At 67.9% G+C, this 22419-nt stretch carries 23 protein-coding genes; 16 read left to right on the forward strand and 7 right to left on the reverse strand.

All coding sequences use genetic code 11. The features are described 5' to 3' along the window. The first annotated feature begins 5 nt into the window (after positions 1-5). From ACSQ3Q_RS02540 to ACSQ3Q_RS02560, 5 genes are all read left to right on the forward strand, one after another. Positions 6-1325 (forward strand): NnrS family protein, encoded by a 1320-nt coding sequence (locus ACSQ3Q_RS02540; protein ID WP_436132847.1) that lies wholly within the window; start codon positions 6-8, stop codon positions 1323-1325. Positions 1326-1350: 25 nt separating this feature from the next. Then, positions 1351-2034: a nitroreductase family protein gene (locus tag ACSQ3Q_RS02545; RefSeq protein ID WP_436132848.1), complete on the forward strand. Its 684-nt coding sequence runs from the start codon at positions 1351-1353 to the stop codon at positions 2032-2034. A 54-nt stretch (positions 2035-2088) separates the two neighbouring features. Continuing rightward, positions 2089-2502 (forward strand): ribonucleotide reductase subunit alpha, encoded by a 414-nt coding sequence (locus tag ACSQ3Q_RS02550; protein ID WP_436132849.1) that lies wholly within the window; start codon positions 2089-2091, stop codon positions 2500-2502. 7 nt (positions 2503-2509) lie between these two features. Next, positions 2510-3109 carry a hemerythrin domain-containing protein gene (locus ACSQ3Q_RS02555; protein WP_436132850.1) on the forward strand — a complete coding sequence of 200 codons (600 nt, stop codon included), beginning with the start codon at positions 2510-2512 and terminating at the stop codon, positions 3107-3109. Positions 3110-3361: 252 nt separating this feature from the next. Continuing rightward, a complete protein-coding gene (locus ACSQ3Q_RS02560) occupies positions 3362-4450 on the forward strand; it encodes an AbrB family transcriptional regulator (protein ID WP_436132851.1) in 1089 nt (362 codons plus the stop codon). Positions 4451-4550: 100 nt separating this feature from the next. Here the strand turns inward: ACSQ3Q_RS02560 and ACSQ3Q_RS02565 are convergent, their stop codons facing one another. The 3 genes from ACSQ3Q_RS02565 to ACSQ3Q_RS02575 form a co-directional block, all read right to left on the reverse strand. After that, complete coding sequence (locus tag ACSQ3Q_RS02565) at positions 4551-4850, reverse strand: BTH_I0359 family protein (RefSeq protein ID WP_436132852.1); 300 nt, start codon at positions 4848-4850, stop codon at positions 4551-4553. A 376-nt stretch (positions 4851-5226) separates the two neighbouring features. Continuing rightward, positions 5227-6399, reverse strand: a complete 1173-nt coding sequence (locus tag ACSQ3Q_RS02570) for a DUF3108 domain-containing protein (RefSeq protein ID WP_436132853.1) — start codon at positions 6397-6399, stop codon at positions 5227-5229. 20 nt (positions 6400-6419) lie between these two features. Next, the gene (locus ACSQ3Q_RS02575) at positions 6420-7202 is read right to left on the reverse strand and encodes an IclR family transcriptional regulator (protein ID WP_436132854.1); all 783 of its coding nucleotides are present in this window, start codon (positions 7200-7202) and stop codon (positions 6420-6422) included. 102 nt (positions 7203-7304) lie between these two features. Between ACSQ3Q_RS02575 and ACSQ3Q_RS02580 the strand changes: the two genes are divergently transcribed. Together ACSQ3Q_RS02580 and ACSQ3Q_RS02585 are read left to right on the forward strand one after the other, a co-directional pair. Further along, positions 7305-8318, forward strand: a complete 1014-nt coding sequence (locus ACSQ3Q_RS02580; RefSeq protein ID WP_436132855.1) for a fumarylacetoacetate hydrolase family protein — start codon at positions 7305-7307, stop codon at positions 8316-8318. A gap of 323 nt (positions 8319-8641) precedes the next feature. Further along, positions 8642-9619, forward strand: a complete 978-nt coding sequence (locus ACSQ3Q_RS02585) for a Bug family tripartite tricarboxylate transporter substrate binding protein (protein ID WP_436132856.1) — start codon at positions 8642-8644, stop codon at positions 9617-9619. A gap of 105 nt (positions 9620-9724) precedes the next feature. On the opposite strand, the gene ACSQ3Q_RS02590 is transcribed toward ACSQ3Q_RS02585, so the two are convergent. The 3 genes from ACSQ3Q_RS02590 to ACSQ3Q_RS02600 form a co-directional block, all read right to left on the reverse strand. After that, positions 9725-10276, reverse strand: a complete 552-nt coding sequence (locus tag ACSQ3Q_RS02590; RefSeq protein WP_436132857.1) for a hypothetical protein — start codon at positions 10274-10276, stop codon at positions 9725-9727. 57 nt (positions 10277-10333) lie between these two features. Beyond that, complete coding sequence (locus ACSQ3Q_RS02595) at positions 10334-10747, reverse strand: VOC family protein (RefSeq protein WP_436132858.1); 414 nt, start codon at positions 10745-10747, stop codon at positions 10334-10336. A gap of 141 nt (positions 10748-10888) precedes the next feature. Then, positions 10889-11911 carry a zinc-binding alcohol dehydrogenase family protein gene (locus ACSQ3Q_RS02600; RefSeq protein WP_436132859.1) on the reverse strand — a complete coding sequence of 341 codons (1023 nt, stop codon included), beginning with the start codon at positions 11909-11911 and terminating at the stop codon, positions 10889-10891. 222 nt (positions 11912-12133) lie between these two features. Here ACSQ3Q_RS02600 and ACSQ3Q_RS02605 point away from each other — a divergent pair, with 222 nt between their 5' ends. The 6 genes from ACSQ3Q_RS02605 to ACSQ3Q_RS02630 all read left to right on the forward strand — a co-directional run bounded on the left by ACSQ3Q_RS02605 (position 12134) and on the right by ACSQ3Q_RS02630 (position 17390). Next, positions 12134-13102: a LysR substrate-binding domain-containing protein gene (locus tag ACSQ3Q_RS02605; RefSeq protein WP_436132860.1), complete on the forward strand. Its 969-nt coding sequence runs from the start codon at positions 12134-12136 to the stop codon at positions 13100-13102. A 182-nt stretch (positions 13103-13284) separates the two neighbouring features. Beyond that, complete coding sequence (locus ACSQ3Q_RS02610) at positions 13285-13614, forward strand: hypothetical protein (protein WP_436132861.1); 330 nt, start codon at positions 13285-13287, stop codon at positions 13612-13614. A gap of 3 nt (positions 13615-13617) precedes the next feature. Continuing rightward, on the forward strand, positions 13618-13971 hold the full coding sequence (locus tag ACSQ3Q_RS02615) for a hypothetical protein (RefSeq protein ID WP_436132862.1): 354 nt from the start codon (positions 13618-13620) through the stop codon (positions 13969-13971). 185 nt (positions 13972-14156) lie between these two features. Next, positions 14157-15320 carry an iron-containing alcohol dehydrogenase gene (locus ACSQ3Q_RS02620; RefSeq protein ID WP_436132863.1) on the forward strand — a complete coding sequence of 388 codons (1164 nt, stop codon included), beginning with the start codon at positions 14157-14159 and terminating at the stop codon, positions 15318-15320. Between the two features lie 97 nt (positions 15321-15417). Then, positions 15418-16098, forward strand: a complete 681-nt coding sequence (locus ACSQ3Q_RS02625; protein WP_436132864.1) for a type 1 glutamine amidotransferase domain-containing protein — start codon at positions 15418-15420, stop codon at positions 16096-16098. 218 nt (positions 16099-16316) lie between these two features. Continuing rightward, positions 16317-17390 carry an alpha/beta hydrolase family protein gene (locus ACSQ3Q_RS02630; protein ID WP_436132865.1) on the forward strand — a complete coding sequence of 358 codons (1074 nt, stop codon included), beginning with the start codon at positions 16317-16319 and terminating at the stop codon, positions 17388-17390. A 310-nt stretch (positions 17391-17700) separates the two neighbouring features. On the opposite strand, the gene ACSQ3Q_RS02635 is transcribed toward ACSQ3Q_RS02630, so the two are convergent. Beyond that, positions 17701-18603, reverse strand: coding sequence for a LysR family transcriptional regulator (locus ACSQ3Q_RS02635; RefSeq protein WP_436132866.1), 903 nt, complete (start codon positions 18601-18603; stop codon positions 17701-17703). Between the two features lie 185 nt (positions 18604-18788). On the opposite strand from ACSQ3Q_RS02635, the gene ACSQ3Q_RS02640 reads away from it, so the two are divergent. The 3 genes from ACSQ3Q_RS02640 to ACSQ3Q_RS02650 all read left to right on the forward strand — a co-directional run bounded on the left by ACSQ3Q_RS02640 (position 18789) and on the right by ACSQ3Q_RS02650 (position 22417). Beyond that, positions 18789-19517 (forward strand): pirin family protein, encoded by a 729-nt coding sequence (locus ACSQ3Q_RS02640; RefSeq protein ID WP_436132867.1) that lies wholly within the window; start codon positions 18789-18791, stop codon positions 19515-19517. Positions 19518-19662: 145 nt separating this feature from the next. Beyond that, positions 19663-20355, forward strand: coding sequence for a hydrolase (locus ACSQ3Q_RS02645; RefSeq protein ID WP_436132868.1), 693 nt, complete (start codon positions 19663-19665; stop codon positions 20353-20355). Positions 20356-20515: 160 nt separating this feature from the next. After that, a complete protein-coding gene (locus tag ACSQ3Q_RS02650) occupies positions 20516-22417 on the forward strand; it encodes an amidohydrolase (protein WP_436132869.1) in 1902 nt (633 codons plus the stop codon). The last annotated feature ends 2 nt before the right edge of the window (positions 22418-22419 follow it).

The following is a 22419-nucleotide window of genomic DNA, read 5'->3' on the forward strand; positions in this document are numbered from 1 at the left end:
CCAGCATGAGCAAGGTCATCCCGGTCCCTGCAGGCAAGCCCTCTGTGCAGGCGATTGCGCAGCTGGACCCGCGCTGGCGCTGGCAGTACCTGATGCTGGCGCCGCACCGGCTGGGGTTTTTCCTCGCGATGGTGGTGCTGGTGGCGTCGGGCGCGTGGTGGGCGCTGGTGCAGGTGGCGCGGTCGACCGGGTGGTGGGGCATGTACTACGCGATGTCGCCTACCCTGGTCCACGCAGCCGTGATGGTGCTGGGCTTCATCCCGCTGTTCTTTGCCGGGTTCCTCTTTACCGCCGGGCCCAAATGGCTGGGGGTGGATGCGTTGCCAGTGCGGGCGTTGCGCGGGCCGCTCATCGCGCAGGCGCTGGGCTGGTTGCTGTGGCTGGTGGGGGCGCACTGGCGCATCGGGGCGGCGCTGGCGGGGCTGGCACTGGCGGGTGCCGGCCTGGCGTGGATGACGGCACTGTTTGCCGGGCGGGTGCGGCTCAGCCGCGCCGATGACCAGTTGCATGCCCGAACGATTTTGGTGGCCTGCGTTGTGGGATGCCTGAGCGTGGCGGGGCTGTGGCTCAGCCTGGCCATTGGCACGCACGCGTTGGCGCGCGCCTTTGTGTACACAGCCTTGTGGGGCTTTGTGGTCGTGGTGTACGTGACCGTGGCGCACCGCATGATCCCGTTTTTCACCTCCAGCGCGCTGCCGATGGTGCCAGCGTGGCGGCCGTTGTGGGCGCTGTGGCTCATGCTGGGCGCCGCGGTGATGCAGGTCACTGCGGTGTGGCTTGAATGGGCGGGCGTTCCGGCCGTGGGCGCGGGGTCGCCGTGGACGCTGGTGCTCGGTACGCTGCAACTCGCCGTGGGTGGCGTGCTGGTCTGGCTGGCCTGCGTCTGGGGCCTGGTGCAAAGCCTCAAGAACCGGCTCTTGGCCATGCTGCACATCGGGTTTTTGTGGCTCGGCGTCGCGTTCCTGTCGGCGGGTGCATCGCACTGGTTGGCATGGCGCTTTGGCATGGGGGCGCTGGGCCTGGCGCCGCTGCATGCGCTGACCATGGGGTGCCTGGCTTCGCTGATGCTGGCCATGGTCACCCGCGTGTCGTGTGGCCACAGCGGGCGCGCGCTGGTGGCAGACAGCGGGGCCTGGACGTTGTTCTGGATGCTGCAGGCCGCCACGGTGCTGCGCATCGCCGCCGAGGTACCGGGGATGTTTGGCGTGGCCTGGGCGTGGGTGCTGCCCGTTACCGCGTGCCTCTGGGCCGCCACGATGGGCGTCTGGGGCATTCGCCTGGCCGGCTGGTACGGCCGGCTGCGGGCCGATGGCCGGCCCGGATGAACGCACGCGGTCCCAAGGAACTGCTATGGCTGTCATCCCCTGGCCCCTGACCCCCCGCATTGCTGCCAAGCCGCCGGCGCTCGCAGTGGCGCGGCAGAGCGCGTCCGACGAAGTGGCGGCCATTGCTGCGGCGCTGATCCAGTCGCGCCAGACCATTCTGCCCAAACGCCTGGGTGCGCCCGGCCCCGATGCGGAGGAGTTGGCGCAGATCCTCAACGCCGCCGCCCATGCGCCGGACCACGGCCAACTGGTGCCTTGGCGGTTTGTGCTGGTGCCCGTGTTGGCCCGTGCGGCGCTGGCCGAGGTGTTTGCCCAAGCGCTGCTTGAGCGCGACCCTGCCGCCACCGCCGAGCAGGCGGCCCAGGCGCGTGAGAAAGCCCATCGCGCGCCCGTGCTGATGCTGGTCGTGGTGGATGCGCAGTGCGGCGACCCGGCCATCGATGTGGCGGAGCGCCTGGTTTCTGCCGGCTGTGCGGTGCAGAACATGCTGCTCATGGCCACCGCCCAGGGCTACGGCTCGGCGCTGACCAGTGGCAAGGCCCTCCAGTCGCCCCATCTGCGCCAACTTTTTCGCCTGCTGGATTCAGAGCAGGCGCTGTGTTTCCTCAGTGTCGGCACGGTGCAGGCGCGCAAATCCGCGCGTGCGCGGCCGGCGGCTTCCACCTACGTGAGCACCCTGGACATACGCCAAGCCGGGGTGCCCACGTAGTAGCGGCCCCTGTGGGTCGCCTCTTTTTTTTCACGATCCATAGAAATTCTTGCCATGCAAATTTCAAGTTTTGATGACCTGCTGCAGGCAGCCTGCCAACAGCCCGAGCCGCAGCGCCTGCTGTTTGTGTTTGCCGCGGTTGAGCTGCCCGAAGACGCGACCGCAGACCAGCGCGCCAAGTTTGAAGCCGGGGCAGGGGGTGCCCTGGTGCCGCTGATGTGCGTCGACAAGGCGCCGCAGGAGCTGCCGTCGTTCACCGCGCTGGTCGACGAGGCGCGCCAGTTCACCGCGCCCGGCCATGACTGGACCATGGTGTTCGCCGCGGCGATGTCCGGCACCCTGGACAAACCACCCACCAGCGCCGACGCCGAGGAGCCGCTGCAGCGCATGGTGGACGCCATCAAGGGGGGATCCCACAGTGCCTACATTCCCTTTGACCGCCAGGGCGAGCCGGTCCAGTTTGGCTGAGACAGCGATGACGAGCAGGGCTGCCACCCCGGCGCCGACCCCCACCTCCACGCGCCAGATTCCCGGCTTCAGCACCCCTGGTGTGGGCTTCGAGCAGCCCTTTGCCATGCTCGAGGCCTGCCATGAACGTGTGCAGCGCACGCTGACTTTGCTGGGGCGGCTGCGTGATCATGTGCGGGACCATGGCGCCGATGGGCCTGCCCTTCAGGCCGCCCGCGACGTGCTGCGCTACTTTGATATTGCCGCGCCATTGCACCACCAGGATGAGGAGCTGCATGTCTTTCCGCCGCTGCTGGCCGAGGGGCAAGCCGATGTGGTGGCATTGGTGCAACGCCTGCTGCAGGACCACCACGACATAGTGTCGGACTGGGCGGCTGCTCGGCAGCCCCTGCAGGCGCTGGTCGATGGGCGCGCCAGCATGTTCAGTGCCGGCGACCTCGCGGTCCTAGACCGCTTTGCCCAACGCTATGCCCGCCACATCGACGATGAGGAGCGCATCGCCTATCCGGCGGCGCAGGGGATCTTGCCCGAAGCCGCGCTGGAATCCATGGGGCGTGAGATGTCGGGGCGACGCCAGTCTCCCGTTCCGCAACGGCACGGGAGCTAGCGCCGCGCCCGCCGCTGCTTAACTGGTAGGGCGGTGGCGCTGCAGCATGCCGCGTCGCCAGACAACTCCTCTGAGCCTGTCCGCTGGTCCACGCCCGCGCTTTGCTCAAGCCAGCGGGATCTGGCGCGCCCGTGGCCCATGCAATGCACCTTTCGCGATGCCGGCCATGCGCCATAGGCAAGGCCGCCGGTTGCTGTGAGGGCGATACTTCGGAGCCCTCCGTCGGTCGCTTTTGTCTATCTGCCTGCCCGCATGCCTTCCCGCATTCATTTCTTTCTGCGCGTCATCGCCACGCTGCTGCTGGCCTGGGGCGCGGCCGCTGCCTGTGTGGCCCTGCACACCCCGCTGCCCTGGATGATTGGTCCGCTGCTGGCCACCTCGGTGGTGTCCATCTTGGGCGGGCCCACGGAAAGCTGGGGACCGTTGCGCAATGCCGGGCAGTGGACGATTGGCGCGGCCCTGGGCCTGTACTTCACGCCCCAGGTGGTGGCGCTGGTTGGCGGGCTCTGGTGGGCGATTGCGCTGGGCATCGTCTGGGCACTGTTCCTGGGCTGGCTGTTTGGGGCTTGGCTGTACCGGGTGCATGCCCCGCGCATGCACGGTGTACCCGCGCCGATGATGCGCGCCACCAGCTATTTTGCAGGGGCTATCGGCGCCGCTTCGGAGATGACGCTGCTGGCCGAGCGCGAGAACGCCCGCACCGACCTCGTCGCGGCCAGCCACAGCCTGCGCCTGCTCATCGTCACCGTCACGATCCCGTTTGCGCTGCAGTGGAGCGGCCTGCACGGGCTGGATGTGTTGCCGCCCAGCGTGGCGCGCGTGGTGGACTTGCCCGGTCTGGCGTTGATGGCGGTGCTCACCGGGGCGGGCGCGTTGTTGATGGACAGGCTGGGCCGCGCCAACCCCTGGTTCATGGGCGCCATGCTGGTGTCGATGGGGATCACGATGGCCGGCATCACCCTCTCGGCCGTTCCGCAGGCGCTGGTGAACGCCGCGCAACTGGTGATTGGCGTCAGCCTGGGCGTGCGTTTTCGCGCAGATTTCTTGCGCACCGCACCCCGCTGGATGGCATCCGTGGCCCTGGGTACGCTGGTGCTGATGGGGGTGTGCGCCGTTTTCGCCGGGGTGCTGGCCTGGGCCACCGGACTGCCCTGGGTCACGCTGCTGCTGAGCTCATCGCCGGGAGGCATCACGGAAATGGCCATCACGGCCAAGGTGTTGCAGCTGGGGGTGCCCGTGGTGACTGCGTTCCAGGTGTGCAGGCTGATCGCAGTGCTGATGCTGGTGGACCCGCTGTATCGGCGGATCTATCCGTCCGAGGAGAAGCCGACCAACCTTTGAGCCCGCGCTGCGCCAACGCCAGCGTACCCGTGGAACCGGCTATGCCAGGCCACCGGGTGCGTCCCCCTCAGGGGGAAGGCGCGCAGCGCCTCAGGGGGAGCTAGTGAACCACCACCGGGTTTTGCGCCAGGCCCGCATAGCGGTCCAGCGCATCTTCCACTTCTTCCTGCGTGGGCGTGTCGCGCTGCCAGGCCAGGATCTGTTCCTGGAACATTTCGGCCCAGGAGCCGTCCAGGTAGACCTCTTTGCCGGATCGCTTGTCCACGATTTCAAAACCATGGCGGGCCAGCTGGGGAAGAGCGGGTGCAGTGTCGTTGAGCACCTGGGTGCTGCTTTTCTCCACGGCGTCGGGCAGCATGTGGACCACCACGAAAGATTCTGAGTCGTAGAGCATGTGCATCGTGTTCCCCTTGTCGATATAGATGTCAGATGACAGCGGGTGGACAGAGTTCAAGCCCTGGAGCAGCTTCCATCAAACGCTGGCAGCGCGCTAACGTCTTGTCCTACTTGGCGGGCCGCAGGGGATTCCGGTGGTGCCTGCCAGCGCGCCTGCGGTAGAGAGGGGGAACCGCTTCAGGGCGTGAGGCCCTGCTGCGGTCCAGTATTTCATGAAAAAGGAGGGCGGCCGGGCTGGTCCGGGTTTTTTACCGTTCAGGTCTGTAGGTGGTGTTCGGGCACAACACTTTGATACGAATGGAGGGCGGGTACCCACTAGCCCTGGAAGATCCGCCGTTCAATGGGACCCCCCAGGGGGGCCGATTCGCCAGAACCGCGCGTCAAGGTGGCCCGCTGCTGCGCAGCTGCAGATCGGCAAAGTCACCGTTGGCCTGGGTCAACTTGATGCGCACTGGCAGGTAGTTCAGCGAGGGCGCCACCCACAACTCGGCTTTCTGGTCGTATTCCTTGCGCGGCAGGCGCTGTAATTTGAGCGCGGGCGTGGGCCCCGCCGGCAGGTCCAGCGTCTCCGGGCCCTCGACGGTGAAGGTCCAGCGGTCGGCGGTGCGGGCGCTTACGGTGGTGAGCGTGACTTGGGTGCCCGGCACAAAGCGTCCCGGGTCGGCGGCCAGCATGGCACCGAGCTGGATGAACAGGCTCAACCGGTCCTGCGCGCCGGGGCCCACGGCGGCCTCGGGGGTGTTGGCGCTGAAAGTGGCCCGGCCCTTGGCGTGGTCAAAATGCGCGGCCTGCTCGCTGCGGGATTTGTCGGAGAACTTCTCAGGCAACAGGCCCTGGGCCGTGATGGCGCCCACGCTGCGCTGGGTGCGCGTCCCCATGAGAAAAGCGCCGGCCTCCTGGCGCGCCTCGTAGCGGCTGCCGTCGTGCTGCCAGAGCAATTCGGCACGGGCGTTGTACGGGAGCTTCTTGAACTCGCCCCTCACGTCGAAGGCTAAGCGCGTGGGTGACGGGATGCGCACGGGCGGCGGCGGGGCGCTCGCGTTGCGGCCGGTACCGGAGCCGGGGGACGCGATGTCGATCCCGGCGGCCGTGGTGGGTTCTTCAACGCCGGGTGCTGACGCCACGGGTGCAGGGGGCTCGGCCTGGGGTGCGGACGCTGCAGCGGTTGGAGCCGTTGCAGCGGTCGCAGCGCTGGTGGTTTCTTCCGCGGCGGCGGCTGTGCTCGCGTCCCCATCGCTGCCGGCCGCCTGCACCGGCCCTTCGGCTGGGCGGGCCACAACCTCTGCGGTGGCCTGCGATGGGGCAGGGCGGGTGCCGCGCGCGGGTGATGGGGGTTTCTTGCGCGCCGGGGATTTGGGTGCCGCGGTCGCTGTTGGCGCTGCGGCCGCTGCAGCCAGCGCCGGTGCGGGGGCGGGTGCCACAGTGCGGGTACTGAAGGCGCGGCCCGCTGCCGGCGGCTGCGGGCTGTCCCACGCCAGCGGCACGCCGTGCAGCACCAGCCAATGCAGGGCCAGCACCAGGGCGGTGATAAGAAACAGCGCGCGCCGTGGCATGGCCAGCGTGCCCGGCGCCGTCAGGCGCTGCCCGCGCCCAGGTCGCTCGACAGCTGCGCGGCCGCCGCGCGCAAGGGCGCGTCCACGGCGCCGGCCCATTCGGGGTCGAACGTGGCAATCGAGCCCAGCGTGGTGATGCCCAGTTCCAGATGGCCGTCAGAGTCGAACACCGGGGCGCAAAAGGCCACGATGCCGGGCAACAAGGTGTCGACCACGCGGGCGGCGCCGCGTGTGCGCACTTCGGCCAGCAGGGCGTTCACTTCGGTCATGGTCGAAGGCAGGTCGGTGCGCCGTGTCTTGACGGCACGGGCCAGCTCATCTTTCAGCAGCGGCGCCACCACTTCGGGCGCCATGTGGGCCGCAAAGCAGCGGCCGGTGGCCGACGACAGCAGCGGCATCACGTCGCCCAGGCGCAGGTTGGCGGTCACGGCCTGGGGCGATTCCTCCCAGTGCACGATGGTCGGGCCGTGGTTGCCCCACACCGCCAGCGCCAGCGTGTGCCCGATGCTTTCCATCCATTCGGGCATGCGTTCGCGCGCCAGCCGCACGGCATCGAGCCGGGCCAGCGACGCCAGCCCCAGCTTGAGGGCGGCGGGGCCCAGGTCGTAGCGGGCGTTGCGCGGGTCCTGCGTGACCAGGCCCAGGCGCTGAAAGCTCACCAGATACCGGTGCGCCTTGGCTGCGCTCATGCCAGCCGAGGCCGCCACATCCTTGAGCATCAGCGGCCCGCGCGAGCGTGTCAGCCCTTCCAGCAAGGCAAAACCCACCTCGACCGATTGAATTCCTGCACGTTCTTTGTCCATGTGCACTAAAATTTGGGAGTTTTGTTTAGTTAAATCAATTTACCCAAGCGTAATTCGTGTTGGGTGAAGACTTCAACCCCTTGAGACAAAGGTCCTCCCAACATGAAACTCGCTACCTACAAAGACGGCTCGCGCGACGGCCAACTGGTTGTTGTCTCGCGCGACCTGGGCACGGCCCATTATGCGACCGGCATTGCCAGCAAGCTGCAGCAGGTGCTGGACGACTGGGGCTTCCTTTCGCCCCAGCTGCAGGACCTGTACGACCAGCTCAACAGCGGCCGCGCGCGCCATGCTTTCCCCTTCGACCCGACCCAGTGCATGGCCCCGCTGCCCCGCGCCTACCAATGGGCTGACGGCTCGGCCTACATCAACCACGTCGAACTGGTGCGAAAAGCGCGCAACTCCGAGGTGCCCGAAAGCTTCTACACCGACCCGCTGATGTACCAGGGCGGCAGCGACGACTTCATCGGCCCGCGCGACGACGTGGTGGTCCCGAGCGAAGCCATGGGCATCGACTTCGAGGCCGAGATCGCCGTCATCACCGGCGACGTGAAGATGGGCACCAACGCCGACCAGGCGCTGGACGGCATCCGCCTGGTGATGATTGCCAACGACGTGAGCCTGCGCAACCTGATCCCCGCCGAGCTGGCCAAAGGTTTCGGCTTCTTCCAGTCCAAGCCCGCCACCGCTTTCAGCCCCGTGGCCGTCACGCTGGACGAGCTGGGCGACACCTGGGACCACGGCCGTGTGCACCTGACCGTGCAGTCCACCTGGAACGGCCGCAAGGTCGGCATGTGCGACGCGGGCCCCGAGATGACCTTCCACTTCGGCCAGCTGATCGCCCACGTCGCCAAGACGCGCAACCTGCGCGCCGGCTCCATCATCGGCAGCGGCACCGTGAGCAACAAGGGCATCACCGACACCAACGGCCGCACCGAATGGCCCAAGGGCTACAGCTGCATCGCCGAAAAGCGCTGCATCGAGACCATCCAGGACGGCAAACCTAGCACCGAGTTCATGAAGTTCGGCGACACGATCCGCATCGAGGTCAAGGGCAAGGACGGCGCAAGCATCTTCGGCGCCATCGATCAGACGATTGCAGCGCCTGAAGCCTGAGCCTAAGCCGTGACGGCCACTGCAACTGCAACTGCAACTGCAACCGTCACCGCAGCCAGTGGCTGCTGGTAGCGGGCGCATGTGCAGCGGCCTTGTCCGGCAGGGCGGGCCCCGCGCACCGCTCGTTCTACAGGTCGCGCCTGCCAGCCCACCCCTCACCCGTTCGGGCTGAGCCTGTCGAAGCCGGGGCCGAGCGATGGAACACCGTGTTCAGCCCCCAGCCTCCCGCAGCAGGTGCAAAATATCAATAAAAACAGCCTCTACCGCTTGCTAGTAAAGCGCTAATAGCTATCAAATTAATAGTAATCTCTAGGAGGCACCCCATGCAACGCAGAACCCTCTTGTCCGCCCTGGCAGCCGCAGGCGCCACCTCCGCCGCCCCTTGGGCCGCTGCCCAATCCGCCTGGCCTGACCAGCCCCTGCGCTGGGTCGTGCCGTACCCAGCCGGCGGCGGCACCGACGTGCTGGCGCGCACCGTAGCCGAAGCCATGCGCCAAACCCTGGGCCAGCAGATCATCGTGGACAACCGCCCCGGCGCGTCCACCAACATCGGCGGCCAGGCTGTGGCCACAGCCAAGCCCGATGGCAACACCTTCATGTCGGCCGACAACGCCATCCTGGCCTACAACGAGCACCTGTTCACCAAGCTGCCGTTCAACCCCGAAAAAGACTTCACCTACGTGGGCGGCATCAGCCGCTTTCCGCTGGCGCTAGTGGTGCACCCGGCCTTCGAAGCCAAGACGCTCAAAGACTTCCTCGCCTATGCGCGCGCCAACCCCGGCAAGCTCAACTACGCATCGCCCGGCAACGGCTCGCCGCACCACCTGGCGATGGAGATGTTCAAAAACCGCACCAAAACCTTCCTCACCCACATCCCCTACCGCGGCGCAGCACCCGCGCTGCAGGACGTGATGGGCGGACAGGTGCCCTGCATGTTCCTGGACCTGGCCGCCGGCCTGCCCGTGATCACTTCGGGCAAGGTGCGCGCCCTGGCCATCGGCTCGGCCAAGCGCGTGTCCGCATTGCCCGACGTGCCTACGCTGGCCGAAGCCGGCGTGCCCAACACCGAGGTGTTCGCGTTCCAGGGCATCCTGGCGCCCGCCGGCCTGCCAGCGGCCATCACCGCACGTTTAAATGCGGACCTGAACAAGGCCCTGCTCAACCCCGCCGTGGTCAAACGCATGGCCGACTTCGGCATGGAAGCCCTGCCCGGCACGCCGGAGCAGTTCCGCGCCATGGCGCGGGCGGAATCCAAGCGTTGGGGGGAGATCATCAAATCGGCCGGGGTGAAGCTGGACTGACGACGGTGCGCCGCGCAAACCGGGGCCTGTCTCCGGTTTGCGTGCGCAGCATCAAAGCCAATACCGTAGTGGGATTGGCGGCACAACTACGTCGTCGCCGGTTTTTTAATCTTTGTCGTTGTCGTTGTCGTCCGCATCCGGGTCCAGCGATGCATAAAAACCCGCGAACGGTCGAGTAAACGGCGTGCCATTGAAGGTGTGGGTGCAGCACTGGCACCGGGGCACCAGGCTGGACGGGCCGACCACCCGGTCTACCAACTGCAGCACCCCTGCGTCATCCACGTACAGGCCGTTGTAGTAACTCGATTCACCGACCAGCACGTACCGCCGCCGCTCGTGCGGGCGCCGCGCCACCAGCCAGAAGATCGGGTCGGGGCGGTCCAGCCGCGCCAGCGCCTCGCTGTACACGCCGTCCCACTGTGCGCCCGCCTTCGAGATCAGGAATCTGAACAGCGGTGTGTAGTCCAGCCCAAGCTGGCGGCGCCCGTGCATGGGGCTGCGCACCGCTTCATCGGACTGGGTGGCCCGCGCATTGCGGCCATCGCTGAAGTCGCCACCCCGGCCGTGGTGCACACGGTACGCGGTGGTGTTCACCTTGCGGTAGAGCGGCTCCTTCCTGCGCGGGCGCCTCTCTGCGATTCTCTCGTCGGGGTTCATGGCAGATTCTTTTCCGGGTGGGTGCCGTTCGCGCCGCCGATTTTGCCCTGTGCCTGCCTACTCCGGCAGGTGGCACACCGCTTCCACGTTGTTGCCTTCGGGGTCGATAACAAAGGCGCCGTAGTAGTGCTCGTGGTAGTCGGTCCGCAGGCCGGGGGCTCCGTTGTCCTTGGCGCCAGCGGCGATGGCTGCGGCGTAGAAGGCGTCCACCTGCGCCCGGTTTGCTGCCCGCCAAGCCAGGTGGCAGCCCGTGGTGGCTGGTGGGCCGCCATACGGAGAAGGGCCATCGATAAACCACACATCGGCTTTTTTGCCGTCGGGCTCCGACGCATCGGGGTAGGCAAAGCCCAGCATGTTCGAGCCGTAGTTGCCTTCAAAACACAGGCTGTAGCCGAGGGGTGCAAGGGCTGCACCGTAAAAGGCCTTGGCGCGGCCGATGTCGGTCACGCGGAAAGTCATGTGGTCAATCATTGAGGGGAATCCTTTGGTTATGGCGTGCACGTCTCTGCTCTCTTCATGCACAGCAAATACTGTAGTTGTATACAGTATTTATGGCAAGGGGCAAAAATGCGCAAGCTAATGCGGCGGCCGCTCACCGCATGGGGCGCCCCGTCAGTTCCACCCCTCCAGCACAAGCTTTCCGCGGGCCTTGCCGCTTTCAATCAGCGCGTGCGCGCGCTTCAGGTTCTCGGCGTTGATGGCACCAAACCGCTGGTCCAGCGTCGTGCGGATCAGCCCCGCGTCCACCAGTTGCGCCACCTCGGTCAGCAGCCGGTGCTGGCCGATCATGTCGTCGGTGCCGAACAGCGCGCGTGTGAACATCAGCTCCCAGTGCACCGACACCGACTTGCGCTTGAATTTGGTCACGTCCAGCGACACCGGGTCGTCGATCAGCGCGAACCGGCCCTGCGGCGCAATGGCCTCGACGATCTGGTCGAAATGCGCGTCGGTCTGCGTGAGGCTCACGATGATGTCCACCGTGGGGTGGCCGATGCGGGCCAGCTCCTGCGTCAGGGGCTTGCTGTGGTCGATGACGTGGTGGGCGCCCAGATCGCGCACCCATTGCTGTGTTTCGGGGCGTGACGCAGTGCCGATCACCGTGAGGCTGGTCAGCCGCGCTGCCAGCTGCGTGAGGATGGAACCCACGCCGCCGCTCGCGCCGATGATGAGCAGCGTCTTGTGGGTCGGCTGCTTGCCGGGCGCCACGCCCAGGCGGTCGAACAGCAGCTCCCACGCGGTGATGGTGGTCAGTGGCAGCGCGGCGGCTTCGGCAAAGTCCAGCGACTTCGGGGCGTGGCCGACGATGCGCTCGTCCACCAGGTGCAGTTGGCTGTTGGTGCCGGGGCGGGCGATGGAGCCCGCGTACCAGACGCGGTCGCCGGGTTGGAAGAGTGTTACGTCCGGGCCCACGGCGCGCACGATGCCGCTGGCGTCCCAGCCCAGCACCTTGTGGTCGGGGCCGTCGCCGCTGCGCGCGCTGCTGTTGCGCACCTTGGTGTCCACGGGGTTGACCGATACGGCATGCACCTCCACCAGCAGGTCGCGGCCGGTGGCCACGGGGTCGGGCAGGGTGATGTCGAGCAGGGCGTCAGGGCGGTCGATGGCGCCGGGGTGGGTGTAGCCGATGGCTTTCATGGGAGGGTGCTTTCTGGGTGGAACAAACGGTGCACCAATGGTCGGTCTTCCGGCTGCGGGTGCAAATGCCTGCGCGGTTGAATCAATCTTCAAGGAAAATTTGAAGATGGCAATGCGGTTGTGTCCCGCGCACGCCGGTCCACCAGCACCGACACCACCACCGATTCAGTTGCGCGCTCCCTGCAAGCACCGCCACCACACCATCTTCCACGCCCCCACCCCATGAAAAGCCTGCAAGACCTCGACATCTTCGTGCGCACCGTCGGCAGCGGCAGCCTGTCGGCCACCGCGCGGGCGCTGGATCTCACGCCCGCTGCGGCCAGCGCCGCCCTCAAGCGCCTGGAGGCCGAGCTGGGTGTGGCGCTCTTCGTGCGGTCCACCCGCAGCCTGCGGCTCACGCAGGAAGGCGAGCTGCTTCTCGAACACTGCCGCCCCGCGCTGGCCGCGCTGCACCAGGTGCGCGGCCAGTTGCAGGGCGGGCGCGCCAGTGCATTCGAAGGAACGCTGCAGCTGGCGGCGCCGTCCGACCTGGGGCGCAATGTGCTGCTGCCGTGGCTGGACGCATTCCAGTCGGAGCACCCGGGCGTCGACATCCGCCTGCAGCTGTCCGACCGCGTGGCCAATGTCTACAGCGAGCCGGTGGACGCGGCCTTTCGCTACGGCAAGCCGCAGGACTCGGGCCTGGTGGCGCTGCCGCTGGCGCTCGACCACCGGCGCGTGCTGTGCGCCGCACCGGCCTATGTGCAGGCCCACGGCGCGCCCGACTCGCCAGAGGCGCTGGACGAGCATGAATGCCTGTGCTTCATGCTCGGCGGCGACGTGCACGACCGCTGGCGTTTTTGGGACCCGGAGGGCCAGGAGGTGCTGGTGCGCGTGCGCAGCCGCAACGTGGCCAACGACGGCGACGCCGTGCGCCGCTGGGCCGTGCTCGGGCGGGGCATCGCCTACAAGTCGTATTTCGACGTGGCCGACGACCTGGCCGCCGGGCGCTTGGTGCCGCTGTGCCCGGGCTTTGCGACCGAAGCCGTGCCGCTGTACCTAGTGGCACCCAGCCGCCACCAGATCACGCCGCTGGTGCGAGCGCTGCGGGACTTCATGGCGGAGCGGTTGCAGGGGCTGCAGGGGCAGACACCTGCGGGCCCGGGGTACGGGGGCCATATCGATGGCGCGGCGCGCGGCGCTGAGGATTGATCGGGGCAGGCGGCTGGCAGCGCTACTCCTCGTGCAGACGGCGTTGAGATTGCGGTGCGCGCAGTCAGAAAGCGGATCTGTACTGCAGCCTGGGCATTACCCGCGCCGGTGCAGCTACAGTCAGCACCGCTCGCCCCAGCATCGCGGCGCGACATCCCATCCCTACAAAGCTCCTGTTCCCCATGCCCGTTCCCGCCCCGTCCGAATGGACCGACGCACTGCGCGGTGCCCTGCCACTGGCCGCCCTGGCGCCGGGCCAAGTGGACTACTTTTTTGTTAGCCCAGCCGGGCGCTATGTGGCCTGCACAACCCACGCCCTGCACACGGTGCTGATCGACACCGCGCAGCGGCGCTACGCCGTGCTGGCCGACTGGAGCGTGCGCGGGCTTGACGATGCATCGGTCGAGCTCGAATCGGACGAGACCCGCAGGCAGGCGTTCCCGGTCTATGCCGACCTGTGGCAGCCCGCATTCACCGACCCGGCGCTGCAATGGCAGTCGGCCAAGGATTGACCCATGGCGCATGTCACCCCTTCAGCGTTTCGCGTGCCCGGCTCGGTATGGGCGGGGTGGGGCGCGCTGGCCGTGGGGCTGGGCGCTTCGGTGGCCATGGCCAGCGGTTTTGGACAGTCCATGGCCTGCGGCACGTTTGGCCTGGACTGCGTGGCGATGGCTTTTGGCATGCTGCTGTTCACTCTGTGCGTCACGCTCGTCCTGCTGCTGCGGGGCTGGAGCGCCCTGCGCCGCCATGGCGCGCAGGGCGGCGCGTGGGCCTTGCTCGTCAAGGTCTTGACGGCAGGCAGCGCAGGCGTGGTGGCACTGGCGATCTTGTTTCTGCTGGGGTTCGTGGTGTTGGTGGTAGTGCGATAGGTCGTCAGGGGTGAGAGGGCAGAGCTTGAGCGCTGGGGGGTGTTGGCGGTAACCACAGCTCGCCCGCCATCGCAGGGCCGTCCCGAAGTGCCCCCGGGCCTTGCCGTGTTGTTGCCAAGGCGACCGGCAAGCCAGGACCGCCAGCGACACAATGCGCACCCCACCCAAGGATTGACAGGACTGCCATGCTGAACTTCGACTTCCACAACCCCACCCACATCGCCTTCGGCCAGGGCCGCATCGCCGACCTGGACAAGCTCGTGCCCGCCGCCGCCAAGGTGCTCATCCTGGTGGGCGGCGCCAGCGCCGAGAAGACCGGCACGCTGGCCGAGGTGCGCACGGCGCTGGCCAGCCGCCAGCACGCCACCTTCAGCGGCATCGAACCCAACCCCAGCTACGAAACCTCGATGAAGGCCGTCGCGCAGATCCGTGAGGGCGGGTTCGACTTTCTGCTCGCGGTGGGCGGCGGCTCGGTGATCGATGCAGTGAAGTTCATCGCCGCGGCCGTCAAGTTCGAAGGCGGCGACCCCTGGGCCATCCTGGAAAAGCACGGCCGCAACGTCACCGCCGCGCTGCCCTTCGGCGCCGTGCTCACGCTGCCCGCCACGGGCTCCGAGATGAACAACGGCGGTGTCATCACGCACCGCGCCAAGGGGGCGAAGCTAGCCTTCGGCAGTAACCACACCTACCCGGTGTTCTCGGTGCTCGACCCCACCAAGACCTACACCCTGCCGCCCCAGCAGCTGGCCAACGGCGTGGTCGATGCCTTCGTGCACACCGTGGAGCAGTACCTCACCTACCCGGTCAACGCGCCCGTGCAGGACCGCTTTGCCGAAGGCATTTTGCAGACGCTGATCGAGATCGGCCCGCGCCTGCTGGCCTCCCCCGAGCCCGTGTACGACGACCGCGCCAACCTCATGTGGACGGCCACCATGGCGCTCAACGGGTTGATCGGCGCGGGCGTACCGCAGGACTGGGCCACGCACATGATCGGCCACGAGCTGACCGCGCTGCACGGCATCGACCACGCGCGCACGCTGGCCATCGTGCTGCCCGCGCTGCTGCACGAGCGCCGGGGCCCGAAGCGCGCCAAGCTGCTGCAGTACGGCGAGCGCGTGTGGGGCATCACCACCGGCACCGACGACGAGCGCATCACCGCCGCCATCGACCGCACGCGCGGTTTCTTTGAAAGCATGGGCATCGCCACGCGCCTGTCGGGCTACGGCCTGGGCGCCGACACCGTGGGCGCCGTGGTGGCGCAGCTGGAGGCGCACGGGATGCTGCAGCTGGGCGAGCAGCGCGAGATCACGCCCGCCGTCAGCCGGCGCATTCTCGAAGCCGCGCTGTAAGCCAACGCCGCAACCTGCGCCGCACCAGGCGCATCTGCGCGGATTGCGGGTACGGTGAGCGGCTTTACGTTTCACTCACCCCCAGAAAGGGATCGCTATGGCCCACATCCTCATGGTTCTCACGTCCCACAGCGAGTTGGGCGACACCGGCAAGAAAACCGGCTTCTGGCTCGAAGAGTTTGCCGCCCCGTACTACGTGTTCAAGGATGCGGGGGCCGAGGTGACCCTGGCATCGCCCCAGGGCGGCCAGCCCCCGCTGGACCCCAAGAGCGATGCGCCCGATGCGCAGACCGATGCCACGCGCCGCTTCAAAAGCGATGCCGCCGCCCAGGCGTACCTGGCCAGCACCCTGAAGCTGTCCGAGGTGAACGCGGCCCAGTTCGACGCCGTGTTCTACCCCGGCGGCCACGGCCCGCTGTGGGACCTGGCGTACGACACGCAGTCCATCGCCCTGATCGAGGCCACCCTGGCCGCTGGCAAACCCCTGGCTGCCGTATGCCACGCGCCCGGCGTGCTGCGCGGCGTCAAGGCGGCAGACGGGACGCCGCTGGTGCGCGGCAAGAACGTGACGGGCTTCACCAACGGCGAGGAGGCCGCTGCGGGCCTGACGGATGTGGTGCCCTTCCTGGTGGAGAACATGCTCATGTCGCACGGCGGACTGTATACAAAGCAGGCCGACTGGCAGCCGCACGTGGTCACCGACGGGCTGCTGATCACCGGACAGAACCCGGCGTCGTCGGAGCCGGCGGCGCAGGCGCTGCTCAAAGCGCTGGGTTGACGCCCACGGGGTGGCTGGGAAGCCGGCCACCCGCACGGGCCACCACCCGCCAACCCAGCGCACGGCTCGCGCCCCTCGCCTGCCGTTTCGCGCCACGCCCTTGCATTTCGTCGCATGCCGCTGCCCCTGCCGGTCCGCGGTGCCTACAGTGCCGCCATGCCGCACCGATCATCACCCCACGGTCGCGGCCCCTGGCACTCCAAGACGAAAGGCGCACCGTGATCCTCCTCATTGCTCTTCTTTCCCTCGCCCTGCGGTGGGCGGCGCGGCACGTCCGGCCCGTGGCGGCCACCGCGTTCTTGGCGCTGGCCACGTTGTCCGGCGCCGCATCGGCCCAGCACGCCGGCCTGCGTACCCTGGTCGTGCCGGGCGACGAGCCTATCAACGTCGCGCTGTTCTACCCCACCGTGCGCAGCGCGGGCGTGGTGCAGCTGGGCCCCTGGCGCCCGGTGGTCGGCCTGGGCGCGCCGGTGTCGGCCGAGCCGCTCAAGGGGCTGATCCTGGTGTCGCACGGCACGGGCGGCAATGAACTCGCGCACCACAACCTGGCCACGCGCCTGGCGGCGGAGGGCTACCTGGTGGCCGCCGTGCGCCACCCCGGCGACAACTGGCAGGACCGCTCCATGATCACCTCGGGCCGCTACTTCGGCGAGCGCCCGCGCCAAGTCAGCCGCGTGCTCGACGCGTTGCTGGCCAGCCCCGAGTGGGGCGCCCGCATCCCCGCAGGCCGCGTCGGCGCGCTGGGCCATTCGGCCGGCGGCTACACCGTGCTGGCCCTGGCCGGCGCCCAGGCCGAGCCCGCCCGCGCCGCTCAGCACTGCCGCAGCGTGCAGGACGACCCCGGTTTCTGCGGCCTGGCCCAGGGCCCCAAGGCACCGCAGCCGACCGCCGCTGCCAACACGGCCGCGCCCGCCAACGTGGTGCCGGACGGCGCCCTGGTCTCCGTGCCCGACCCGCGCATCCGCGCCATCGTCGCCCTGGCACCCATGGCCGTGGTGTTCACCCCCGAGAGTCTGAAAGCCGTCACCGTGCCGGTGCTGCTGCGCGTGGCCGAGCAGGACGCCGTGCTGACGGGCAAGTACCACGGCGGGCTGGTGGCAGCCAATCTGACCACCGCGCAGGCGGACACCGTGCCCGGCGCAGGTCACTTCGCCTTCATGGCCCAGCCTGTCCAGAGCTTGCCGTCCGACGCAGGCGACGCCGCCGCCAACCCGGCGGGCTTCGACCGGGTGGCCTACCACGCGGTGCTGGAGGCGGAGGTGGTGCAGTTCTTCGCGCAGCAGTTGAAATGAGCGAGGAACGTGGGCGGCGGCGTTCTGACTAAAAATGGCCGCTACCGCTTGTTGATTAATACTTTTTTGCTATAAATATAATAGCAATATGGCAAAGCCAAGTATCGTCTATGGCGGAAGTCGCTACGTAGCGCCGCTTCAGTTGTTATCCAAGGCGCAGCGCGTTCCCCGCGATGCTTGAAACTGGCGCTGCCCAAGCCAGTGCTCCCGCACAAGGGCCGCCCCGCAGTGCTGGGAGCGTCCCCCTCCCGTAGCGCGCAGCGCGTAGAGAGAGGGGGAAGGCGCGAAGCGACTCAGGGGGTGTTTCATCTCAATATGGCAGGATCCCGGGCAGCAGCGGCCTGGCCAGCCGCTCGCACCACCACTTGAGCGCCTCGCCCCGGTGCTCGGGCTTCCAGGCCAGCCAGAAGGTCTCATCGGCCCGGGGCTCTTCCACCGGCACCTCCACCAGGATGCCGTTTTCCAGCTCCACCCGCACGCAGGCGCGCGGCACGAAGCCGTGGCCCAGCCCGGCGGCCTGGCAGGCGATCTTGGCCTGCATCGACGGCACGGTGATGCGCCGCTGGCCCGACAGCAGGCCTACCGTGCGGTCCGACAGCGTGCGCGCGCCGTCGCCCACCACCACGGCCGTGTGCTCCAGCAGATCGCTGCGCGTGAGCGGCCGGCCCATGCGCGCCAGCGGGTGCGACGCGGTCACGCAGAACACGAAGTCCAGGCTGCCCACCGCCACGGCCTTGTAGCCGCCGCCGGCGGGGCCTTCGCCCGCCGCCACGATGATGTCGGCGCGCCCGTCGCGCAGCGCCTCCCAGGTGCCCGTCAGTGCCTCGCAGCCGATGCGCAGGCGCGTGCCGCAGTTCAGCCCCTCAAAGGCCGCGATGTCTTCGTTGAACGCGCTGGTGGGTATCAGCGAGTCGTGCACCAGCCGCAGCTCGGACTCGAACCCGGTGGCGATCTGCCGCAGGCGCGATTCGAGCTGCCGCGCCGAGGCCAGCAGCCAGCGGCCCTCCTTGAGCAGCTCGTGCCCCGCGGGCGTGAGCGCCACGCGCGGCCCGTTGCGGGTGAACAGGGCCAGGCCCAGTTGCTCCTCGAGCTTGCCCACGGCGTAAGAGATGGTGGACGGCACCTTGTGCAGCCGCTCCGAGGCGCCCGCGAACGAGCCGTAGCGGGCAATCGCATCCACCAGTTCGATGGCTTCGAGGGAGAGTTTCAGCATGGCAAAAGGCCCGAAATTTTAATCATCGAAATTATCGATGATTGAATGCCAAACCTTTCAACCTGATGCCCCGCCATGCGCCGGATACTTCATCCATCGCAGCACTGAAGCCCAATGAAATCGGGCAGATTTCAAACCGGACACCCAGTGTGAAATTCATCGACAGACATTGAAAGGAAGACACCATGCTCGACATCCGCAAAGCCCAACACCGCGGCAACGCCAACCACGGCTGGCTCCATTCGCGCCACACCTTCTCGTTCGGCCACTACCACGACGCCCACCAGCAAGGCTTTTCCGACCTGCTGGTCATCAACGACGACCGCGTGGCCCCGGGCAAGGGCTTCGGCACCCACCCGCACCGCGACATGGAAATCTTCTCGTACGTGCTGGAAGGCGCGCTGGAGCACAAAGACTCCATGGGCACCGGCTCGGTCATCCGCCCTGGCGACGTGCAGATGATGAGCGCCGGCACCGGCGTGCGCCACAGCGAGTTCAACCACTCGGGCGAAGAGCCCGTGCACTTCCTGCAGATCTGGATCGTGCCTGGTGCCCGCGGCGCCGCACCCCGCTACCAGCAGGTGCACTTCAGCGAGGCCGACAAGCGCGGCCGCCTGCGCCAGATCATCTCGCCCGAAGGCGCCGACGGCTCGCTGGCCGTGCACCAGGACGCCCGGGTCTACGCCGGCTTGTTCGACGGCAGCGAAGAGTCGGCCGATCTGGACGTGGGCCCGGGCCGCAACGTGTATGTGCACGTGGCCCGCGGCAGCCTGGAGGTCAACGGCGAGCGCCTGTCCGAAGGCGACGGCGCCCGCATCCGCGACGCCGGGGCCCTGCGCTTTGCCAACGGCGAAGACGCCGAGGTGCTGGTGTTCGACCTGCGGCCCAACGAGCTGCCCACGATGCCGCATTGAGCGCACTGAGCGAATGGGGAGCCCTGAGGCGCAGGTGGGGGGGCGATGCCGCCCATCCCCTGCGCCCCGGCCCGCCGCATTGCCTCGTCTCGTTTTTGTTCCTCTCGACCTACTACCTCATCTTCAAAATTCCAGGGAGCTCACCATGACCACCGCCAACACCACGACTGCCAAAGCCACCGCCGCCCGCCCCGTCGCCTACGCCAAGCCCGGCGCCTCGCTGCTGAACGCCGACGACCACACCCTGGTCATGATCGACTTCCAGTCGCAGATGGCCTTTGCCACGCACTCCATCGATGCGATCACGCTGCGCTCCAACGCCGGCCTGGTGGCCAGCGCGGCCGCAGGGTTTGGTGTGGACACCATCCTCACCACCGTGGCTGAGAAGAGCTTCAGCGGCCCCATGTTCGAGGAAGTGACCGCACCCTTCCCCGGCCAGGCCCTGCTGGACCGCACCTCCATGAACACCTGGGAAGACGAGGCCGTGATCGCCCGGGTCAACGCCATCGGCAAGCCCCGCATCGTGCTGGCCGGCCTGTGGACCAGCGTGTGCATCGTGGGCCCGGCGCTGTCGGCGCTGGACCAGGGCTTTGAGGTGTACGTGATCGCCGACGCCAGCGGCGACATCTCGGCCGAAGCCCACAACCGCGCCATGGAACGCATGGCGCAGGCCGGCGCGCGGCCCATCACGGCACTGCAGTACCTGCTGGAGCTGCAGCGCGACTGGGCGCGGGGCGAGACGTACGACATGACGACGGGCATCGCCAAGAAGTTCGGCGGCGGCTATGGCCTGGGCATCACCTACGCCAAGACCATGTTCAACGCCCACGAAGGCTAAAAAAGGGTGCATTGGCCTACTGCGCGACCCGATCCCGCACCTGTGGTCCTCACCGTACGAGAGTACGGTTGCGGTCCTCGGCGCAGGCTTCGGCCGCTCGCTACGGCTGCTGCACCCTTTTTGCGCTCTGCCATTGCTGAAATTTCGAAGCCAGAAGACCATGACACAACCCGCCCAAACCCCCGACCTCATCCTGCGCAACGGGCGCTTCACCACGCTGGACCGCGCCAACCCCACGGCCAGTGCGGTCGCCATTGCGCAAGGGCGCTTCACCAAGGTGGGCGATGACCTCGAGGTGATGGCGCTGGCCGGTGCGGGTACGCGGGTCATCGACCTGGGCGGGCGCAGCGTGCTGCCGGGGCTCATCGACAACCACCTGCACATCATCCGTGGCGGTCTCAACTTCAACATGGAGCTGCGGTGGGACGGGGTGCGCAGCCTGGCCGACGCCATGGCCATGCTCAAAGCCCAGGTGGTCGTGACGCCCGCGCCGCAGTGGGTGCGCGTGGTGGGCGGCTTCACCGAACACCAGTTCGTGGAAAAGCGCCTGCCCACGCTCACCGAGCTGAACGCCGTGGCGCCGGACACGCCCGTGTTCATCCTGCATTTGTACGACCGCGCGCTGCTCAACGGCGCCGCGCTGCGCGCCGTGGGCTACGGCAAGGACACGCCCGCGCCGCCCGGCGGCGAGATCGTGCGCGACAGCGCGGGCAATCCCACGGGCCTGCTGCTGGCCAAGCCCAATGCGGCCATCCTGTATGCCACGCTGGCCAAGGGCCCCAAGCTGCCGCACGACTACCAGGTCAACTCCACGCGCCACTTCATGCGCGAGCTCAACCGTCTGGGCGTGACCGGCGCCATCGACGCAGGCGGCGGCATGCAGAACTACCCGGATGACTACGACGTGATCCAGGAGCTGGCCGATGCCGACCAGCTCACCATCCGCCTGGCCTACAACCTGTTCACGCAAAAGCCCCAGCACGAGAAGGAAGACTTCCTGAACTGGACGGCCACCTCGCAGTACAAGCAGGGCACGGACTACTTTCGTCACAACGGCGCGGGCGAGATGCTGGTGTTCTCTGCCGCCGACTTCGAGGACTTCCGCCAGCCCCAGCCCGAGCTCGCGCCCGGCATGGAAGGCGAGCTGGAAGAGGTGGTGCGCATCCTCGCGCAGAACCGCTGGCCCTGGCGCATGCACGCCACCTACGACGAGACCATCGAGCGCGCGCTCAACGTGTTCGAGAATGTCAACCAGGACACGCCGCTGGCCGGCCTGAACTGGTTCTTCGACCACGCCGAGACCATCTCGGAAAAGTCCATCGACCGCATCGCCGCCCTGGGCGGCGGCGTGGCCGTGCAGCACCGCATGGCCTACCAGGGCGAGTACTTCGTCGAGCGCTACGGCGCCGCGGCGGCCGAGGCCACGCCCCCGGTCAAGCGCATGCTGGAGAAGGGCGTCAATGTGTCCGCCGGCACCGACGCCACCCGCGTGGCCAGCTACAACCCCTGGGTGTCGCTGTCCTGGCTCGTCACCGGCAAGACGGTGGGCGGCCTGCAGCTCACCCCGCAGCGCAACTGCCTCACCCGCGACCAGGCCCTGCGCATGTGGACCGAGAACGTCACCTGGTTCAGCAACGAGCAAGGCAAGAAGGGCCGCATCGAAGCGGGCCAGCTGGCCGACCTCGTCGTGCCCGATCGCGACTTCTTTGCCTGCCCCGAGTCCGACATCGCCGACACCACGGCCCTGCTCACCGTGGTGGGCGGCAAGGTGGTCTATGGCGTGGGCGACTTCGCGCGCTTTGACGACGCGGCCCCGCCGCCCGCCATGCCCGACTGGTCGCCCGTGCGCACCTTCGGCGGCTATGGCGCCTGGGGCGCCCCGGGAGGGCCGGACGGTGCGCCGTTGCAGGCCGTGCTGCGCAACGCGGCGGCGAACTGCGGCTGTGCCAGCAACTGCAACCTGCACGGCCACGCCCATGCCGCGGCCTGGAGCAGCAAGCTGCCCGTGTCCGACCTGCAGGGCTTTTGGGGTGCGCTCGGCTGCGCCTGCTGGGCGGTGTGACG

It is taken from the genome of Acidovorax sp. LjRoot129, assembly GCF_964253765.1.
Lineage (GTDB): Bacteria > Pseudomonadota > Gammaproteobacteria > Burkholderiales > Burkholderiaceae_C > Acidovorax.

Bases quoted from the DNA above. Each gene is read 5' to 3' on its own strand.
- ACSQ3Q_RS02540 (WP_436132847.1), top strand. From the start codon at position 6: ATGAGCAAGGTCATCCCGGTCCCTGCAGGCAAGCCCTCTGTGCAGGCG.
- ACSQ3Q_RS02625 (WP_436132864.1), top strand. From the start codon at position 15,418: ATGGCCCACATCCTCATGGTTCTCACGTCCCACAGCGAGTTGGGCGAC.
- ACSQ3Q_RS02555 (WP_436132850.1), top strand. From the start codon at position 2,510: ATGACGAGCAGGGCTGCCACCCCGGCGCCGACCCCCACCTCCACGCGC.
- ACSQ3Q_RS02650 (WP_436132869.1), top strand. From the start codon at position 20,516: ATGACACAACCCGCCCAAACCCCCGACCTCATCCTGCGCAACGGGCGC.
- ACSQ3Q_RS02545 (WP_436132848.1), top strand. From the start codon at position 1,351: ATGGCTGTCATCCCCTGGCCCCTGACCCCCCGCATTGCTGCCAAGCCG.
- ACSQ3Q_RS02635 (WP_436132866.1), bottom strand. From the start codon at position 18,603: ATGCTGAAACTCTCCCTCGAAGCCATCGAACTGGTGGATGCGATTGCC.
- ACSQ3Q_RS02645 (WP_436132868.1), top strand. From the start codon at position 19,663: ATGACCACCGCCAACACCACGACTGCCAAAGCCACCGCCGCCCGCCCC.
- ACSQ3Q_RS02640 (WP_436132867.1), top strand. From the start codon at position 18,789: ATGCTCGACATCCGCAAAGCCCAACACCGCGGCAACGCCAACCACGGC.
- ACSQ3Q_RS02615 (WP_436132862.1), top strand. From the start codon at position 13,618: ATGGCGCATGTCACCCCTTCAGCGTTTCGCGTGCCCGGCTCGGTATGG.
- ACSQ3Q_RS02560 (WP_436132851.1), top strand. From the start codon at position 3,362: ATGCCTTCCCGCATTCATTTCTTTCTGCGCGTCATCGCCACGCTGCTG.
- ACSQ3Q_RS02575 (WP_436132854.1), bottom strand. From the start codon at position 7,202: ATGGACAAAGAACGTGCAGGAATTCAATCGGTCGAGGTGGGTTTTGCC.
- ACSQ3Q_RS02570 (WP_436132853.1), bottom strand. From the start codon at position 6,399: ATGCCACGGCGCGCGCTGTTTCTTATCACCGCCCTGGTGCTGGCCCTG.
- ACSQ3Q_RS02585 (WP_436132856.1), top strand. From the start codon at position 8,642: ATGCAACGCAGAACCCTCTTGTCCGCCCTGGCAGCCGCAGGCGCCACC.
- ACSQ3Q_RS02595 (WP_436132858.1), bottom strand. From the start codon at position 10,747: ATGATTGACCACATGACTTTCCGCGTGACCGACATCGGCCGCGCCAAG.
- ACSQ3Q_RS02600 (WP_436132859.1), bottom strand. From the start codon at position 11,911: ATGAAAGCCATCGGCTACACCCACCCCGGCGCCATCGACCGCCCTGAC.
- ACSQ3Q_RS02550 (WP_436132849.1), top strand. From the start codon at position 2,089: ATGCAAATTTCAAGTTTTGATGACCTGCTGCAGGCAGCCTGCCAACAG.
- ACSQ3Q_RS02580 (WP_436132855.1), top strand. From the start codon at position 7,305: ATGAAACTCGCTACCTACAAAGACGGCTCGCGCGACGGCCAACTGGTT.
- ACSQ3Q_RS02605 (WP_436132860.1), top strand. From the start codon at position 12,134: ATGAAAAGCCTGCAAGACCTCGACATCTTCGTGCGCACCGTCGGCAGC.
- ACSQ3Q_RS02620 (WP_436132863.1), top strand. From the start codon at position 14,157: ATGCTGAACTTCGACTTCCACAACCCCACCCACATCGCCTTCGGCCAG.
- ACSQ3Q_RS02565 (WP_436132852.1), bottom strand. From the start codon at position 4,850: ATGCACATGCTCTACGACTCAGAATCTTTCGTGGTGGTCCACATGCTG.
- ACSQ3Q_RS02590 (WP_436132857.1), bottom strand. From the start codon at position 10,276: ATGAACCCCGACGAGAGAATCGCAGAGAGGCGCCCGCGCAGGAAGGAG.
- ACSQ3Q_RS02610 (WP_436132861.1), top strand. From the start codon at position 13,285: ATGCCCGTTCCCGCCCCGTCCGAATGGACCGACGCACTGCGCGGTGCC.